At 31.0% G+C, this 16,448-nt stretch carries 16 protein-coding genes; 15 read left to right on the top strand and 1 reads right to left on the bottom strand.

Features of this window, described 5'->3' with window-relative positions; genetic code table 11:
• Positions 1-111 precede the first annotated feature (111 nt).
• From FYJ27_RS01165 to FYJ27_RS01095, 15 genes are all read left to right on the top strand, one after another.
• Positions 112-942, top strand: coding sequence for an energy-coupling factor transporter ATPase (locus FYJ27_RS01165; protein ID WP_154481837.1), 831 nt, complete (start codon positions 112-114; stop codon positions 940-942).
• On the top strand, positions 939-1,802 hold the full coding sequence (locus FYJ27_RS01160) for an energy-coupling factor transporter ATPase (protein ID WP_154481834.1): 864 nt from the start codon (positions 939-941) through the stop codon (positions 1,800-1,802). Before FYJ27_RS01165 ends, FYJ27_RS01160 begins: the two co-directional genes overlap by 4 nt.
• Entirely contained in the window at positions 1,795-2,592 is a 798-nt protein-coding gene (locus tag FYJ27_RS01155; protein ID WP_154481831.1) for an energy-coupling factor transporter transmembrane component T family protein, read from the top strand. Before FYJ27_RS01160 ends, FYJ27_RS01155 begins: the two co-directional genes overlap by 8 nt.
• A 10-nt stretch (positions 2,593-2,602) precedes the next feature.
• On the top strand, positions 2,603-3,337 hold the full coding sequence (gene truA, locus FYJ27_RS01150; RefSeq protein WP_154481828.1) for a tRNA pseudouridine(38-40) synthase TruA: 735 nt from the start codon (positions 2,603-2,605) through the stop codon (positions 3,335-3,337).
• A 129-nt stretch (positions 3,338-3,466) separates the two neighbouring features.
• Entirely contained in the window at positions 3,467-3,895 is a 429-nt protein-coding gene (rplM, locus tag FYJ27_RS01145) for a 50S ribosomal protein L13 (RefSeq protein WP_154481826.1), read from the top strand.
• 24 nt (positions 3,896-3,919) lie between these two features.
• Positions 3,920-4,312, top strand: coding sequence for a 30S ribosomal protein S9 (gene rpsI / locus FYJ27_RS01140; RefSeq protein ID WP_216384414.1), 393 nt, complete (start codon positions 3,920-3,922; stop codon positions 4,310-4,312).
• 103 nt (positions 4,313-4,415) lie between these two features.
• Positions 4,416-5,144: an N-acetylmuramoyl-L-alanine amidase CwlD gene (gene cwlD, locus FYJ27_RS01135; protein WP_154481824.1), complete on the top strand. Its 729-nt coding sequence runs from the start codon at positions 4,416-4,418 to the stop codon at positions 5,142-5,144.
• Between the two features lie 227 nt (positions 5,145-5,371).
• The gene (locus FYJ27_RS01130) at positions 5,372-6,838 is read left to right on the top strand and encodes a 4Fe-4S dicluster domain-containing protein (RefSeq protein WP_154481822.1); all 1,467 of its coding nucleotides are present in this window, start codon (positions 5,372-5,374) and stop codon (positions 6,836-6,838) included.
• A 146-nt stretch (positions 6,839-6,984) separates the two neighbouring features.
• Positions 6,985-8,073 (top strand): glycine cleavage system aminomethyltransferase GcvT, encoded by a 1,089-nt coding sequence (gene gcvT / locus FYJ27_RS01125; protein WP_154481820.1) that lies wholly within the window; start codon positions 6,985-6,987, stop codon positions 8,071-8,073.
• A gap of 15 nt (positions 8,074-8,088) precedes the next feature.
• Positions 8,089-8,472: a glycine cleavage system protein GcvH gene (gcvH, locus tag FYJ27_RS01120; RefSeq protein WP_154481818.1), complete on the top strand. Its 384-nt coding sequence runs from the start codon at positions 8,089-8,091 to the stop codon at positions 8,470-8,472.
• A gap of 2 nt (positions 8,473-8,474) precedes the next feature.
• Complete coding sequence (gene gcvPA, locus FYJ27_RS01115; protein ID WP_154481815.1) at positions 8,475-9,821, top strand: aminomethyl-transferring glycine dehydrogenase subunit GcvPA; 1,347 nt, start codon at positions 8,475-8,477, stop codon at positions 9,819-9,821.
• Complete coding sequence (gcvPB, locus tag FYJ27_RS01110) at positions 9,818-11,272, top strand: aminomethyl-transferring glycine dehydrogenase subunit GcvPB (protein ID WP_154481812.1); 1,455 nt, start codon at positions 9,818-9,820, stop codon at positions 11,270-11,272. Before gcvPA ends, gcvPB begins: the two co-directional genes overlap by 4 nt.
• A gap of 10 nt (positions 11,273-11,282) precedes the next feature.
• Positions 11,283-12,713, top strand: coding sequence for a dihydrolipoyl dehydrogenase (lpdA, locus tag FYJ27_RS01105; protein WP_154481809.1), 1,431 nt, complete (start codon positions 11,283-11,285; stop codon positions 12,711-12,713).
• A gap of 102 nt (positions 12,714-12,815) precedes the next feature.
• Positions 12,816-13,436 carry a phosphatase PAP2 family protein gene (locus tag FYJ27_RS01100; protein ID WP_154481806.1) on the top strand — a complete coding sequence of 207 codons (621 nt, stop codon included), beginning with the start codon at positions 12,816-12,818 and terminating at the stop codon, positions 13,434-13,436.
• Positions 13,437-13,513: 77 nt separating this feature from the next.
• Positions 13,514-14,911 carry a TRAP transporter large permease subunit gene (locus FYJ27_RS01095; RefSeq protein ID WP_154481803.1) on the top strand — a complete coding sequence of 466 codons (1,398 nt, stop codon included), beginning with the start codon at positions 13,514-13,516 and terminating at the stop codon, positions 14,909-14,911.
• 98 nt (positions 14,912-15,009) lie between these two features.
• On the opposite strand, the gene FYJ27_RS01090 is transcribed toward FYJ27_RS01095, so the two are convergent.
• Positions 15,010-16,392 (bottom strand): NAD(P)/FAD-dependent oxidoreductase, encoded by a 1,383-nt coding sequence (locus FYJ27_RS01090; protein WP_154481800.1) that lies wholly within the window; start codon positions 16,390-16,392, stop codon positions 15,010-15,012.
• Positions 16,393-16,448 lie beyond the last annotated feature (56 nt).

The following is a 16,448-nucleotide window of genomic DNA, read 5'->3' as shown; positions in this document are numbered from 1 at the left end:
AGTTTTATAACTTAGTCCCTTTTAACTATCTAACTTATTTAATTTCATTGATTCTTAAAATTCCTTGTGTTATTATTAGTAATGGAAATATATAAAAAATGAGGGGTAATAATGTCGAATGAAATGATAAATATCGAAAATGCTACTTATAAGTATTCAACTATAGATGAACAAGGTTTTACGGCTCTTAAGGATGTAAACTTAACAGTAAATAGAGGGGAATTTCTAGTAGTATTGGGGCATAATGGTTCGGGAAAATCTACATTGGCTAAACTTATGAATGCACTTTTATTGCCTACTAGTGGAAATGTTTATGTAAAGGGAATGGACACTAAGAATGAAGAAAAACTTTGGGATATAAGACAGAGTGCAGGTATGGTTTTTCAAAATCCAGACAATCAATTAGTTGCCACTATAGTAGAGGAAGATGTTGCCTTTGGACCTGAAAATCAAGGAATAGATCCTAAAGAAATACGACAAAGAGTAGACCAGGCTTTAGAAATCGTAGAAATGAGCAAATATAAAAAACATGCTCCACATTTACTCTCAGGAGGACAAAAACAGCGTATAGCTATAGCAGGAGTTCTTGCTATGAATCCAGATTGTATTATATTAGATGAACCTACTGCTATGTTAGATCCAATAGGTAGGAAAGAAGTTATGGATACTATAAAAAAGTTAAATAAAGAGCAAAATAAAACTATTGTTCATATAACTCACTATATGGAAGAAGCAGTAGAAGCTGATAGAATTGTAGTAATGGAAAAAGGACAAATTATTATGGAAGGAACTCCAAGAGAAGTATTTAGTAAAGTTAAAGAAATGAAAGAAATCGGTTTAGATGTACCTCAAGTAACAGAGCTTGCTTATGAATTGAGAAAAGAAGGTATAGATATACCTAGCGATATATTAACTGTTGAAGAATTGGTGATGGCCTTATGATAATTAAAATTGAAAATTTAAGTTATGTATACAATCCAGAGAGTCCCTTTGAAACTAAAGCATTAGATAACATAAATTTGGAGATAGAAAATGGAGACTTTGTAGGACTAATAGGGCATACTGGTTCTGGAAAATCTACTCTTGTTCAACATTTAAATGGCCTTATAAGACCTACAAAAGGTAAGATTATTATTGATGGACTAGATATAACTGCTAAAGAAACTAAACTTAGAACTGTAAGACAAGAGGTAGGACTAGTCTTTCAGTATCCAGAATATCAATTGTTCGAAGAAACAGTGTACAAAGATATAGCTTTTGGTCCTAGGAATCTAGGATTGGATGAAGGAGAAATTGACAGTAGAGTTAAGAAAGCTATGGAATTGGTAGGTTTAGATTTTGAAAACATGAGAGATAGATCTCCATTTGAATTAAGTGGAGGGCAAAAAAGAAGGGTGGCTATAGCCGGGGTAGTAGCTATGGAGCCAAAAGTTTTAATATTAGACGAACCTACAGCAGGATTAGATCCTAAGGGTAGGGATGAGATATTAGGAGAAATCCAAAACCTATATAAAAAAGAAGGAATAACCATTATATTAGTTTCTCATAGCATGGAAGATATAGCTAAGTTAGTGAATAAAATTGTAGTAATGAGCGGTGGACAAATAGCCATGGAAGGAACTCCTAGAGAAGTATTTAAAAATGGAAAAGAGTTAGAAAAGTTAGGACTTGGAATTCCACAAGTAACTGATTTCATGAGAAAATTCAAGTCAAAAGGCAATCCAGTGTCAGATGATATTTTAACCATAGAGGAAGCTAAAGTAGAATTATTAAAATATTTAAGGAGAAAAGACAATGCTTAAAGATATAACTATAGGACAATTTTTCCCAGGAGATACAATTGTTCACAAACTAGATCCAAGAGTAAAGATATTAATTACATTTGTTTTTATAATTTCTTTATTTTTTATAAATAAATTTTATCCATATATATTTATTCTTGGTTTTATATTAACTACAATTAAACTTTCAGAAGTACCATTTAAATATGTGCTTAAGGGTTTAAAACCGTTGAGATTCATTTTAATAATTACTTTTGTTATAAATGTATTTATGACTAAAGGTGTAGTGTTATTTAATATAGGACCTCTAGAGGTGACTAGAGAAGGTTTAAACCAAGCTATATTTATGGCTCTTAGGCTAATATTTTTAATAATGGGGACTTCATTACTTACATTGACTACTTCCCCTATATCATTGACAGATGGTATTGAAAAATTATTAAATCCACTAAAGGTTATAGGGTTGCCTGCACATGAATTGGCTATGATGATGACTATCGCTTTAAGGTTTATTCCTACGCTATTAGAAGAAACAGATAAAATAATGAAAGCTCAAATGGCTCGTGGTGCTGATTTTGAAAGTGGAAATATACTAAATAGGGCAAAAAACTTGGTTCCCTTATTAGTTCCCTTATTTGTAAACTCTTTTAGAAGAGCAGATGAACTTGCTATGGCAATGGAAGCTAGATGTTATAGAGGTGGAGAACATAGAACAAGGCTCAATGAAATTAAAATTGAAAGAATAGATTATATTGCTATGATTATAATGACAATATTTTTTGGTTTCTTAATATCTACTAGATATATATAGAGGGATACATATGAAAAATATTAAATTGACAATTGAATATGATGGAACAAATTATTCTGGATGGCAAAGGCAGCCTAATGCAAATACAATTCAAGAGGAAATAGAAAAAGCCATTGCAAATGCTATAGGTGAAAAAATCACAATAATAGGTGCTGGTAGAACAGACAGTGGAGTACATGGGAAAGGACAAGTAGCTAACTTTATTACAGATTCTTCAATTCCAGGTACAAAATTTAAATATGCTATAAATAGATATCTTCCAGAAGATATCGCCATAATAGAGTCAAAAGAGGTAGAAAAGTCCTTTCATTCAAGATATGACGCTTTAGGCAAAAAGTATAAATATTTAATATACAATGCTCCTATTAAATCTCCTCTTTTAAGAAATTACACCTATTATGTGCCGTATAAGCTTGATTTTGAAAAGATGAATGAAGCTAAGGATTATTTTATAGGTAAACATGATTTTGCAGCTTTTATGGCTTCAGGAAGTAATGTAGAAGATACTGTTAGGAGCATTTATTATGCTTCTTTAAACACCTACAATAATATTATTGTTTTTGAAATCTATGGAGATGGTTTTTTATATAATATGGTAAGAATTATAGTAGGTACACTAGTAGATATAGGAATTGGAAAGATAAGCCCACATGATATTATTAATATATTAAAATCAAGGGATAGAAAAAGTGCAGGACATACTGCACCACCTGAAGGATTATATTTAGAAAAAGTTTGCTATTAATATGACTATAATTCTTGACACACTAGGCTCCTTGTATTAAAATATATAAGAGTGTTTGAATTTAAAATCCACTAGCCCCGGATTTTATCATATAAATACTATACAACTCTGTAGTAAGGAGGGAAATTGATGAAAAGCTACATGGCAAAACCAAATGAAGTTGAAAGAAAATGGTATGTAATAGACGCTGAAGGAAAAGTATTAGGAAGATTAGCAACTGAAGTAAGTAAAATACTTAGTGGAAAAAATAAACCTATATATACACCTCATGTAGATACTGGTGATTATGTAATTGTAATAAATGCAGACAAGATTGTTTTAACTGGGAAAAAACTACAACAAAAAAGTTACAAATACCATACTGGACATCCAGGTGGATTAAGAGAGATATCTTATGATAGAATGCTAAGAGAAAAACCTGAAAAGGTTATTGAATTGGCAGTTAAAGGTATGCTTCCAAAGAATAGTTTAGGCAGACAAATGTTTAGAAAATTAAAAGTATATAGTGGACCTGAACATAATCATGAAGCTCAAAAACCTGAAGTTTATGAATTCTAGTTTTTGAGGAAAGGAGGATTGTAAGTGGCTAAAGTACAATATCTTGGAACAGGAAGAAGAAAAAATGCTATTGCTAGGGTTAGATTAGTTCCTGGCTCTGGAAAAATAGTTGTTAATAAAAGAGATTTAGATGAATATTTTGATTATGATACATTGAAAGTTATTGTTAGAGAACCTCTAACTGTTACTGAAACATCAGATAAATATGATGTGTTTGTAAATGTACATGGTGGCGGATATACTGGTCAAGCTGGTGCAATAAGACATGGCATAGCTAGAGCTTTATTAGAATCTGATGGAGAACTAAGACCAGTATTAAAGAAAGAAGGTTTCTTAACAAGAGACCAAAGAATGAAAGAAAGAAAGAAATATGGTCTTAAGAAAGCTAGGAAAGCACCACAATTTTCAAAGAGATAGTCAATATATTATACAAAAACACTGGAAAATCCAGTGTTTTTTGTTTTTTGTAATATGGACAAATATAAGCCAATATATTTTGAATGTAAAGGAGGGAATTGTAATGAAAGTTATATATATAAGGAAAGAATATCTATACATTATATTGGCTATATTTATTGGATTAATAATATCAAAATTTGTAATAAGTAGTTTAGTTATTCCAACCTATTTACCAATAGGAAATAAAATAATAGGAATAGATCCAGGCCATGGTGGTATAGATTCAGGAGCTTCAGGGAAAAGTGGAGTAAGTGAAAGTGAAATAAATTTAGCTATTGGCTTAAAGTTGAAAAGAATAATAGAACAAAGTGGAGGAATAGTTGTTATAACTAGAAATGATAATAGTGGACTTTATACGGAGGAATCTAAAACAATTAAAGAAAAGAAAAATGAAGATTTAAGAAATAGAAAAAAGATAATAGATAAAAATAATTGTGATATTTTCTTAACAATACATCTTAATAGTTTTCCTCAATCTAAATACTATGGTGCTCAAACTTTTTACAAAGAAGGTTGTGAAAAAAGCAAAAAATTAGCTTATATAGTTCAAGATGAACTTAGAAAAGTGTTAGATGAGAATAATAAAAGAATTCCACAATCAAAGGAAAATATTTATTTGCTAAGGGAAGTAGAAGTACCTTCTATATTAATAGAATGTGGTTTTTTATCAAATCCAGATGAAGAGAAGTTACTTCAAAATGATAAATATCAAGAAAAAATTGCTTGGGCTATATATTCAGGAATAATAAGATATTTCAATGAAATTGAAAATCTAAACGTAGATCAATAAGATTTAAAGATAAATTAAATATATTTAATAAATAAAAACCAATTTATAATTGATAAAAAAATAACATAATTGTATACTTATTATAAAGGCAATATAAAATCAATATTTCAAATTTTATACAAAACTACTTTTCAAAATGACAAATCATATCAAACTCCAATACTATTTATAAAAGAATTCAAATAATAAACCAATAAAAATAATAGAATAAGGGGTGATTAAGTATAATGAGTGATACTAGGAAATTTGAAAGTGATGTTCAGCTTATTAAATATGAAGTTTTGAGAGAAGTGGCTAGATTGAGCATGGAAGGAACTTTAGAAGACAAGGCTGATACTATTCCTTTCATAGTAGATCCAGGACCAGAACCACGTACAAGATGTTGTATATATAAGGAGAGGGAAATAACAAAGGACCGAATTAAGTTGGCTATGGGGGGGGATAGGGAGAATAAAAATATAATTGAAGTTATAGATGTAGCTTGTGACAAATGTCCAATAAATAGATTTTTTATAACGGAAGCTTGTAGGGGTTGTCTTGCACATAGATGTTCAGAAGCTTGTCCAAGAGGGGCTATTTATCATGTAGGTGGAAGGGCTTATATAGATCAAGATAAATGCATTGAATGTGGAAGATGTAAACAAGCATGTCCTTATAATGCTATAGCAGATGTTATTAGACCTTGTAGAAGGGCTTGTAGTGCAGGAGCTATATCCTTTGATGATACAAGAAAAGCTGTTATAGATAATGAAAAATGTATTCAGTGTGGAGCTTGTATTATACAATGTCCTTTTGGAGCTATAATGGATAAATCTTATATTACAGATGTTATAGATCTGTTGAAAGAGGCTAAGAAAAATAAAGATATTCATGTATATGCAACTATAGCACCAGCAATAGCTAGTCAATTTACCTATGCAGATATTGAACAAGTTATTTGTGGAATCAAGAAATTAGGATTTTATGATGTATTAGAAGTTGCTTTAGGTGCAGATATGGTTGCACTTCATGAGGCTAAAGAGGTTGCAGAGACTATAGAAGAAAAGAATATAGTTACTACATCATGTTGCCCTGCTTTTGTATCTTATATAAAGAAAAATTATCCACAATTAGAAGATAAAATATCAAATACTGTTTCACCTATGATAGCCACATCAAGATTTATAAAACAAATGGATCCAAAGGCTAGAGTAGTTTTCATAGGGCCTTGTGTATCTAAAAAAGCTGAGGCAATGGAAGATGAACTGAAAGATGATATAGACTATGTATTAACTTTTGAAGAATTAGCAGCTATGCTTGATGCTTTGGAAATAGATCTGAATAAATGTAATGATGGAAAACTAAATAATGCTTCTTATTATGGAAGAATATTTGCTAGAAGTGGAGGAGTTACAGAAGCAGTTGAGCATGTAATTGAATCAGAAGAAATAGATATTGAATTAAAACCAGTAAAATGTAATGGAATAAAGGACTGCGATAAGGCTTTAAAAATGGCAAAAGTAAATAGATTAAATGGAAACTTTATAGAAGGAATGGCTTGTGAGGGTGGATGTATTTCAGGACCTGCAAGTTTACATCATGCACCAAAAGATAAAAATGAATTAGATAAATATGGGAAAAAGGCTTTTGAAAAAAATGAAGATGGTTCTATAAATATATTTGAAATAAAGAATATAAATTTAGATAGAAAATAGATATAAATAGGAATTTAGGACTAGCTTCCTATTTATAAAAAAATGTTTATTATTAAATTAAAAGGGTAATAAATACACAATATGCATATATGTAATAAAAATACAATATGCATATATATATATCCACAAGAAAGGAGTTGGAATGTATGGAATTAAAAAAGACCCCTTTATATGATGAGCACATAAAACTTGGGGGGAAAGTGGTAGACTATGCAGGTTGGGCTCTACCAGTACAGTATGCGGGCATTATGAAAGAGCATGAGGCAGTTAGGAGCAAAGCAGGTATATTTGATGTTACTCATATGGGGGAAATTATAGTAAAGGGAAAAGAAGCTTTAGAGTACTTACAACATATTTTTACCAACGACTTATCAAAACTAAAAAAACAACAGATAATGTATACTTTCATGTGTTATCCAGATGGAGGAGTAGTTGATGATCTTTTAGTTTATAAAATTGATGAAGATGAATACATGTTAGTTCCAAATGCAGCTAATACAGATAAAGATTTTAAATGGATGATTGATAATAAAGAAGGATATAATATAATACTTGAAAACGTTTCTGAAAAAATAGGAGAGGTTGCACTTCAAGGGCCATTAGCAGAGAAAATACTTAGTGAATTAACAGAAGAAGATTTATCAGAAATAAAGCCTTTTTACTTTAAAAAAGACATATTAGTAGCAGATACAAAATGTTTAGTTTCTAGAACAGGTTATACAGGAGAAGATGGATTTGAAATATATACTTCACTAGAAGGTATAAAAAAAGTATGGAATAGTATATTAGAAGTGGGAGAAAAATATGGAGTAGCACCCGCTGGATTAGGCTGTAGAGATACTTTAAGATTTGAAGCTGGTCTTCCATTGTATGGCCATGAAATATCAGAAACTATTTCACCACTAGAAGGAGATCAAAAGTTTTTTGTTAAATTGGACAAAGAAGATTTTATAGGCAAAGAAGCTCTAGTTAAACAAAATGAAAACCTAAAAAGAAAAGTAGTTGGGTTTGAATTAAAAGGAAGAGGGGTTCCAAGAGAGGAATATGAAGTTTACAAAAATGGAAATAAAATAGGTCATGTAACTACTGGATATTTTTCACCTACATTGAAGAAAAATATAGGCATGGCTTTAATAGATTCCAGTGAAGCAAAACTTGGAAATGAAATTGAAATACTTATAAGAAAGAAGCCTGTTAAGGCTGAAATAATAAATAAAAGATTTTATAAAAGATAAGGGGAGGTATATATTATGAAAGTTTTAGAAGGTTTACTTTACACAAAGGATCATGAATGGATAAAAGTAGAAGGAGATAAAGCTTATATAGGGGTTACAGATTATGCTCAAGACTCATTAGGCGATATAGTATATGTAGAATTGCCAGATATAGATGATGAGTTTGAAATGGAAGATTCATTTGCAGTTGTAGAATCTGTTAAAGCTGCAGCAGATATCTATATACCCGTTGATGGAAGAGTATTGGAGATAAATGAAGAGTTAGAAGATGATCCAAGTCTTGTAAATGAAGATCCTTATGAAAACTGGATGATCTTAGTAGAATTAGAAGACAAGTCACAACTTGATGAATTAATGGATCATGAAGAATATGAAAAGTTCTTAGAAGAGGAGGTATAGGTATGTATCCATACATTCCTAATACCAATGATGATGAAAGAAAAATGCTCGAATCTATAGGGGTTAACTCTATAGAAGAACTATTTAACGATATTCCAGAAGAAGTAAAACTTAATAGAGAATTAAATTTAAACAAATCTATGTCAGAAATAGAAGTAAAGAAATATCTTATAAATCTTGCTACACAAAATAAAACCATAAACGATCTTACATGTTTTTTAGGCGCAGGAGCCTATGACCACTATATACCTTCAATAGTAGACCATATCATATCTAAAAGCGAATTTTATACTTCTTATACTCCATATCAAGCAGAAATAAGCCAAGGAACCTTACAATATATTTTTGAATATCAGACACTCATATCAAATTTAACTGGTATGGATGTGTCAAATGCTTCTTTATATGATGGAGGCTCAGCTCTGGGAGAAGCTTCTATTATGGCATCTAATATAACGAGAAAAGATGAAATAATTGTTTCTAAAACTGTACACCCTGATTCCAGAAGAGTATTAGAGACTTATGCTCATGTACAAGGTTTAAAATTAATTGAGATAGATGAATTAGATGGAACTACAAATTTACAACAGTTAGAAGAAAAGATAAATGAAAATACTGCAGCAGTTATAGTTCAAAGTCCAAACTTCTTTGGAATAATTGAAGATATAGAAGCTGTAGAAGGGATAACTCATAGTGTAAAGAAGACTATGCTTGTTGTAAGTGTAGATCCTATATCTTTAGGAATATTGAAATCTCCTGGAGAATTAGGAGCCGATATAGTAGTAGGAGAAGGACAATCATTAGGTATTCCACTAAGTTATGGAGGACCTTATTTGGGATTTATAGCAACTAAGAAAAAACATATGAGAAAATTGCCAGGAAGAATCGTTGGCCAGTCTACAGATGTAGATGGAAAGAGGGCCTTTGTTCTTACACTTCAGGCTAGAGAACAGCACATAAGAAGAGACAAGGCAACATCAAATATATGTACAAATCAAGGTTTAAATGTATTGGCAAGTGTAGTGTATATGGTGACCTTAGGTAAAAAAGGACTTAGAGAAGTAGCAACTCAAAGTATAACCAAGGCCCACTATGCTTATGATAAAATTACAGCTACAGGAAAGTATAAACCACTATTTGACAAACCTTTCTTTAAAGAGTTTGCGATAACTAGTAATGTATCGGGTGAAAAAATAAATGATGAATTATTAAAAGAAAATATTTTAGGTGGATTTATTCTAGAAAATAGTTATCCCCAATATGAAAATGGAGTATTATACTGTGTGACAGAAAAGAGGACTAAAAAAGAGATAGATACATTAGCAAGTGTATTGGAGGGGATAATATGAGAGAGTATGATAAATTAATATTTGAACTTTCAAAAGAAGGAAGGACTGCCTATAAACTTCCAGAAATAGACGTGGAAGAAATAGATTTGAAAGAACTTATTCCTGAAGAATATTTAAATGAAAAAGAAATAGATTTTCCAGAAGTAAGCGAAGTAGATATAATTAGACATTATACAAATCTAGCAAACAAAAATTATGGAGTAGACACAGGTTTCTATCCATTAGGTTCTTGTACTATGAAATATAATCCAAAGATCAATGAAGATATGGCAAGATTAGACGGATTTGTAAATATACATCCTTATCAACGAGAAGAAACAGTACAGGGTGCATTAAAACTTATGTATGAGTTAGATGAAGCTCTTTGTGAAATAACGGGAATGGATAAAATGACTTTACAACCAGCTGCAGGAGCTCATGGAGAACTTACAGGTTTAATGCTTATTAAAGCTTATCATGAGAAACGAGGTGATTCTAAAAGGACTAAAATAATAGTTCCTGACTCAGCTCATGGTACAAATCCAGCTAGTGCAGCTATGGCAGGATTTGATGCAGTAGAAGTAAAGTCTACTGCAGAAGGACTTGTAGATATTGAAAGCTTAAAGGAAGTATTAAGTGATGAGATTGCAGGACTTATGCTTACAAATCCAAATACATTAGGTTTGTTTGAAAAAGAGATAAAAGAAATTGCAGATTTAGTTCATGACTGTGGTGGATTATTATACTATGATGGAGCCAATGCAAATGCTATCATGGGCATTACTAGACCAGGTGATATGGGATTTGATGTAGTACATTTAAATTTACACAAAACTTTTTCTACTCCTCATGGTGGTGGCGGACCAGGTAGTGGACCAGTAGGAGTAAAGAAAGATCTTATAGAATTTTTACCAGTTCCAGTTGTTGAAAGGGAAGAAGATAGATATTTCTTAAATTATGATTATCCAAATTCCATAGGAAAAGTAAAAGATTTTTATGGGCACTTTAATGTTTTAGTTAAAACTTATAGTTATATATTGACTATGGGTAAAGATGGACTTAAGAGGGCTAGTGAAGTAGCAGTTCTAAATTCAAACTATTTAATGTCTCAATTAAAAGAAGATTATTATCTTCCAATAGATACTATATATAAACATGAATTTGTACTAGGTGGCTTAAAGGATGAAAATCTAGAAGTTAAAACATTAGACATAGCAAAGAGACTTCTAGACTTTGGATTCCATCCTCCAACAGTCTATTTTCCACTTATCGTAAACGAAGCTCTAATGATTGAACCAACAGAAACAGAAAGCAAAGAAACACTCGATGAATTTGTGGCAGCTTTAAAACAAATAGCAAAAGAAGCTAAAGAAAATCCAGAAATACTAAAAGAAGCACCTCATAATACTCCGGTGAGAAGAATAGATGAAACAAAGGCAGCAAGAAATCCGGTATTAAAGTATGAAGGGTAGGTGTTTTTGCTTGAAAAAGAACATAGCAATAATAGGTGCAGGTCCTGCAGGTTATGTGGCAGCTATTAGGGGAGCTCAATTAGGAGCAAATATATATTTAATTGAAGATAGAGATTTAGGGGGAACATGCCTCAATAGAGGCTGTATCCCCACTAAAGCTTACTTTAGAAATGCGGAAATAATGACAGATTTAAAAAATAGTGAGGAATTTGGTATAAAAGTAGATAATTATAATTTGGACGGAAAAAGGATGCAAGAAAGAAAAAATGGTATTGTAAATCAGCTAGTGAAAGGAATAGAAAAACTTCTATCTTCTTATGAAAATATTGAATACATTGCTGGAAGAGCTAAACTTAAAGATAAAAATACTATTTCAGTTAAATTAAAAAATAATGATGAAAGAGAAATTTCAGTAGATAATATTCTTATTGCTACAGGATCTAAACCTACTATGACTGAAACAAAAGGCATAGATATGGAAGGTGTAATTACTAGTGATGATTTGCTTAGTATGGAAGAAATTCCAGAAACGTTAATTGTAGTAGGAGCAGGAGTTATTGGGGTAGAATTTGCAAGTATATACAATGGATTGGGTTCCAATGTAATACTTTTAGCATCAAGGATGCTCAAAAATGCGGATAAAGAGATTTCAAAAAGAATAACCCCTCTTTTGAAGAAACAGGGAATAGATGTATATATGGATATTAGAGCAAAAGAGATAATTAAAGAAGGAGATAAATTAAAAGTAGTAGCAAGGTATAAAAATAAAGATGAGGAAATAGAGGTATTAGGAGATAAAGTTTTGATAGCTTCAGGAAGAGGTCCAGTAGTTGAGGGATTAGGACTAGATGAATTAGGAATTGAATATAGTGAAAAGGGAATTAGTGTGAATGAAAATTTTGAAACTAATATAGAAGGGATATATGCTGCAGGAGATGTAAATAATGTAGGAATTCAATTAGCTCATGTAGCCTCTAGTCAAGCTATATATGTAATAGAAAAAATAATGGGAATTGAGCCTAAAATTAATTTAGATATATATCCTAATTGTGTGTTTTCAATACCAGAAGTAGCTGATGTAGGGCTTACAGAGGAAGAAGCAAAAGAAAAAGGTATTTCATACAAAGTTAGTAAATTTTTATTTGGAGCTAATGGAAAGGCCCTTACTTTAGGACAAGGAGAAGGATTGGTTAAAGTTTTATCAAATGAAGAAAATAAGATAATTGGAGTTCATATTATAGGTCCTCATGCTAACGATTTAATCCATGAAGGAGCATTAGCGATATCCAATGATCTAAGTGTTGAAGACATAGGAAGGACTATCCATGCTCATCCAACTCTAAGTGAGGCATTTTATGAAGCAACATTAGGTTTAACAGGTGAAGCCATTCATATGGCACCGCCAAGAAAGAGAAAAAAAAGAAAGAAAAAAATTAAATAAATTTGATTTATTAAGGCAAGTGATTTATAATATAAAAAATCCTTGCCTTTTATATTTACAAGGATTTTTTATATTAGAATAAATAACATTGGAGGATTATATATGAAAAAAAACACACTAAAGATTCTGTCAGCTGTTATTATTATAGTGATTTTTACAAGTATTGCAATACTTGTAAAAGGTAGTCAGGGCGGAGTACTATTTGATGAAAAAATAATGGAAAGTGTTCATGCAAATACTAATTCAACAATAACTACTATCATGAAAGGAATTACATTTTTAGGTTCTTCACTTTTCTTCATTGGATTTGGGGTAGTTCTAGCATTTCTATTTATTAGAAACAAATACTACGAAGGAATAATGCCCTTATTTCTTTCTACAATAGGAACCTATGGGGTTAATGCTATTTTAAAAAATATATTTGTTAGAATAAGACCTTTAAAATATTTTTTAATTGAGCAAGGTGGATATAGTTTTCCTAGTGGTCATTCAATGGTTTCCATGTCTTTTTATACTACCATGACCTATCTTTTTCTAAAGAGTAGAGACAAAAGAACTAACGATTTACTTATTTGGATATTGAATTTTTTACTGATAGGCCTGATTGGATTCAGTAGAATTTATTTAGGCGTTCATTGGCCTACAGATGTACTATCAGGTTATATAATGGGCTTCTTAATGTACATAATCATAATAACTATATATGAAAGACAAACAAAGTAATTAAAATAAATTAACCTATCTTTCCCCTATAACATATGATGGTAGTATTAATCAGTGAAGTGTAGAGGGGGATAGATATGGTGGTAGATTTGAATTTACTACATTGGATATATCTATTGTTTATTTTTATAATATTAGGATTTATGATAGCTAAAAGGGATGCTAGTCTAGTATGTATTATAGGTATATTCATATTAGGATTTATTGCAACCCAGTCTTTGTCTGAATCTATAATGGGAGTTTTCAATAGTTTTATATATGCTATAGTAGAACTGATTGGAACTATTTTGATAATATCTGTTATAGTAGGTATGAGTACGGTACTCACTGAAACGGGAATTAATCAAATGATGATATCTCCTTTTACTAAGTTTATTAAAAATCCTAGTTTAGCTTATTGGATAATAGGAATACTTATGATGATTATTTCTTGGTTTTTCTGGCCATCGCCAGCAGTAGCACTAATTGGAGTGGTATTGTTGCCAGTTGCAGTTGAAGTAGGACTTCCTGCTATAGGTGTAGCCATGGCTATGAATTTATTTGGTCATGGTATAGCACTTTCTAGTGATTTTGTTATTCAGGGAGCACCAAAATTAACATCTGATGCAGCAGGTATTCCTATTTCAGAAGTTATATCTGCCAGTATCCCATTAGTTTTTATAATGGGAGTTACAACTACAGTATTAGCATATATTTTTTTAAAAAGGGATTTAAAAAATGGCAATTTAAAAGTTGAAGATAAAGAAAGAGAAGAAGCTATACAAAAGAATAAAGATAACATAGATATAATGTCTTCTAAATCAAGAAAGGTATTTGCTATATTAATTCCTATAATGTTCCTAATAGATATAATAATAATGATTGTTGCTAATTTGCAAGGAGGAGATGCTACTGCTTTAATTGGAGGAACAGCAATATTTATACTAATTATAGTATCTATAAAAGCTCATAAAAACAAAGCTATAGAAGAAATCACTTCCTATTTGGTGGAAGGACTTCAATTTGGATTTAAAGTATTTGGTCCAGTAATACCAGTGGCAGCTTTTTTCTATCTAGGTTCTGAGGGCTTTGTAGAAGTAATTGGTGATTTTTTACCTTCTAATTCCCAAGGATTAGTGAATGATTTAGGTGTAGCTTTAGCAAATTCAGTACCTTTAAATCCGACAATTGGATCTATAACTCTAACAGTAGTAGGAGGCATAACAGGATTAGATGGCTCTGGTTTTTCAGGAATATCTTTAGCAGGTTCAGTAGCAAAGTTATTTGGTACTGCTATAGGAAGAGGGACTGCAGTATTAACAGCTTTAGGACAAATATCTGCTATATGGGTAGGAGGTGGAACTCTAGTACCTTGGGCATTAATTCCTGCAGCAGCCATATGTGATGTAGATCCATTTGAACTAGCAAGAAGGAATTTAATTCCTGTAACTGTAGGGCTTATAGTCACAACAATAGTGGCAATATTTATGATATGAAAAATGAGGCAGATTTATTTCTGCCTCATTTTATCTGCATCCCTAATAATAGAAAGCTTATCATAATATTGATATTCTACGGCTTTTTATACTATCTCTTATTTACTAAATTGTCTTCCTAATAAAACTCCATTAACACTTGCTTGCATTAATCCTCTAGTTATTCCTGCTCCATCTCCACCGACGTAGAGATTTTTGATATTAGTTTCAAAATTATCATTAGCAATTACTTTGTTTGAGTAAAATTTGACTTCAACTCCATATAGTAGTGTTTCATCACTAGCAAGGCCTGGGGCTACATGGTCAAGGGCTATTATCATTTCATCTATATCTTTTAAAAGTCTATGGGGAAGAACGAGACTTAAATCTCCAGGAACTGCATCTTTTAAAGTTGGAATTATATTATTCCTATATAATCTTTTTTCATTAGTTCTTCTACCCTTTTTGAAATCTCCATATCTTTGAACTAGTATCTTATTTCCAGATAACATATTTCCAAGCTTGGCTATATGCATACCATATTCTATTGGTGAATTGAATGGTTTTGTAAAATGTTTTGTTACAAGTAGTGCAAAATTAGTATTTTTTGTTTTTAAATCATCTGATTTATAACTATGACCATTTACAACAGCTAAATTGTCATCGTAATATTCTGTAGAAACTTCTCCTCCTGGATTTGTACAAAATGTTCTTACTTTGTCATCAAAAGTAGGAGTATAGTATATAAGTTTGCTTTCATACATAGCTTTATTTAGCTCTTCCATTATTTCATTTCTAGTTTCAACCCTAACCCCAATATCTACATCTCCAGTTTCTGTGTCAATATCATGTTTATGGCATAAATTTTTTAGCCAATCAGAGCCTTCTCTACCAACACAAATAATTACTCTATCTGCCAAATATTCTTTATCAGCTATAACTCCTTTTACTTTTCTATTATTATTTAATATTATATCTTTTACAGGATTTCTAAACTTAAGTTCTACTCCAATTTCCTTTAAATAAGTTTCAATTTTTGAGTATATATTATATCCTTCTTCCGTACCCATATGTCTGATAGGACATTCCACAAGTTTTAAATTACTTCTTATAGCTTTTTTTCTAATTTCATCAATCTGTTCCTTATTATCAATGCCATAAATTTTTTTATCAGCGCCAAATTTTAAATAAATTTCATCTACATAATTTATTAGTTCTTGGGTTTTTTCGTATCCAATATATTCAGGTAGATTTCCACCTACATCTGGTGAAAGAGATAATTTTCCATCAGAATAAGCGCCAGCTCCTGCAAATCCAGTAGTTATATTGCAAGGAGAGCAGTTTACACAATTACCAGTTTTTCTTTTAGGGCAAATTCTTTTTGAAATAGAACTGCCTTTTTCTAAAATCAATATACTTTTATTTGGATTATTTTTTTTTAGTTCTAAAGCTGTAAATATACCACAAGGACCTGCACCAACAATTATAATATCATACTTCATAACTCTACCTCCTTAAAATCACATCAATTCAATACCCTATTTAATGATATACTTTT

The organism is Anaerosalibacter bizertensis, from assembly GCF_009696605.1.
GTDB lineage: Bacteria > Bacillota > Clostridia > Tissierellales > Sporanaerobacteraceae > Anaerosalibacter > Anaerosalibacter bizertensis.
Note: the sequence above shows the minus strand (reverse complement) of the source record. Positions and strands in the feature narration are given on the sequence as shown.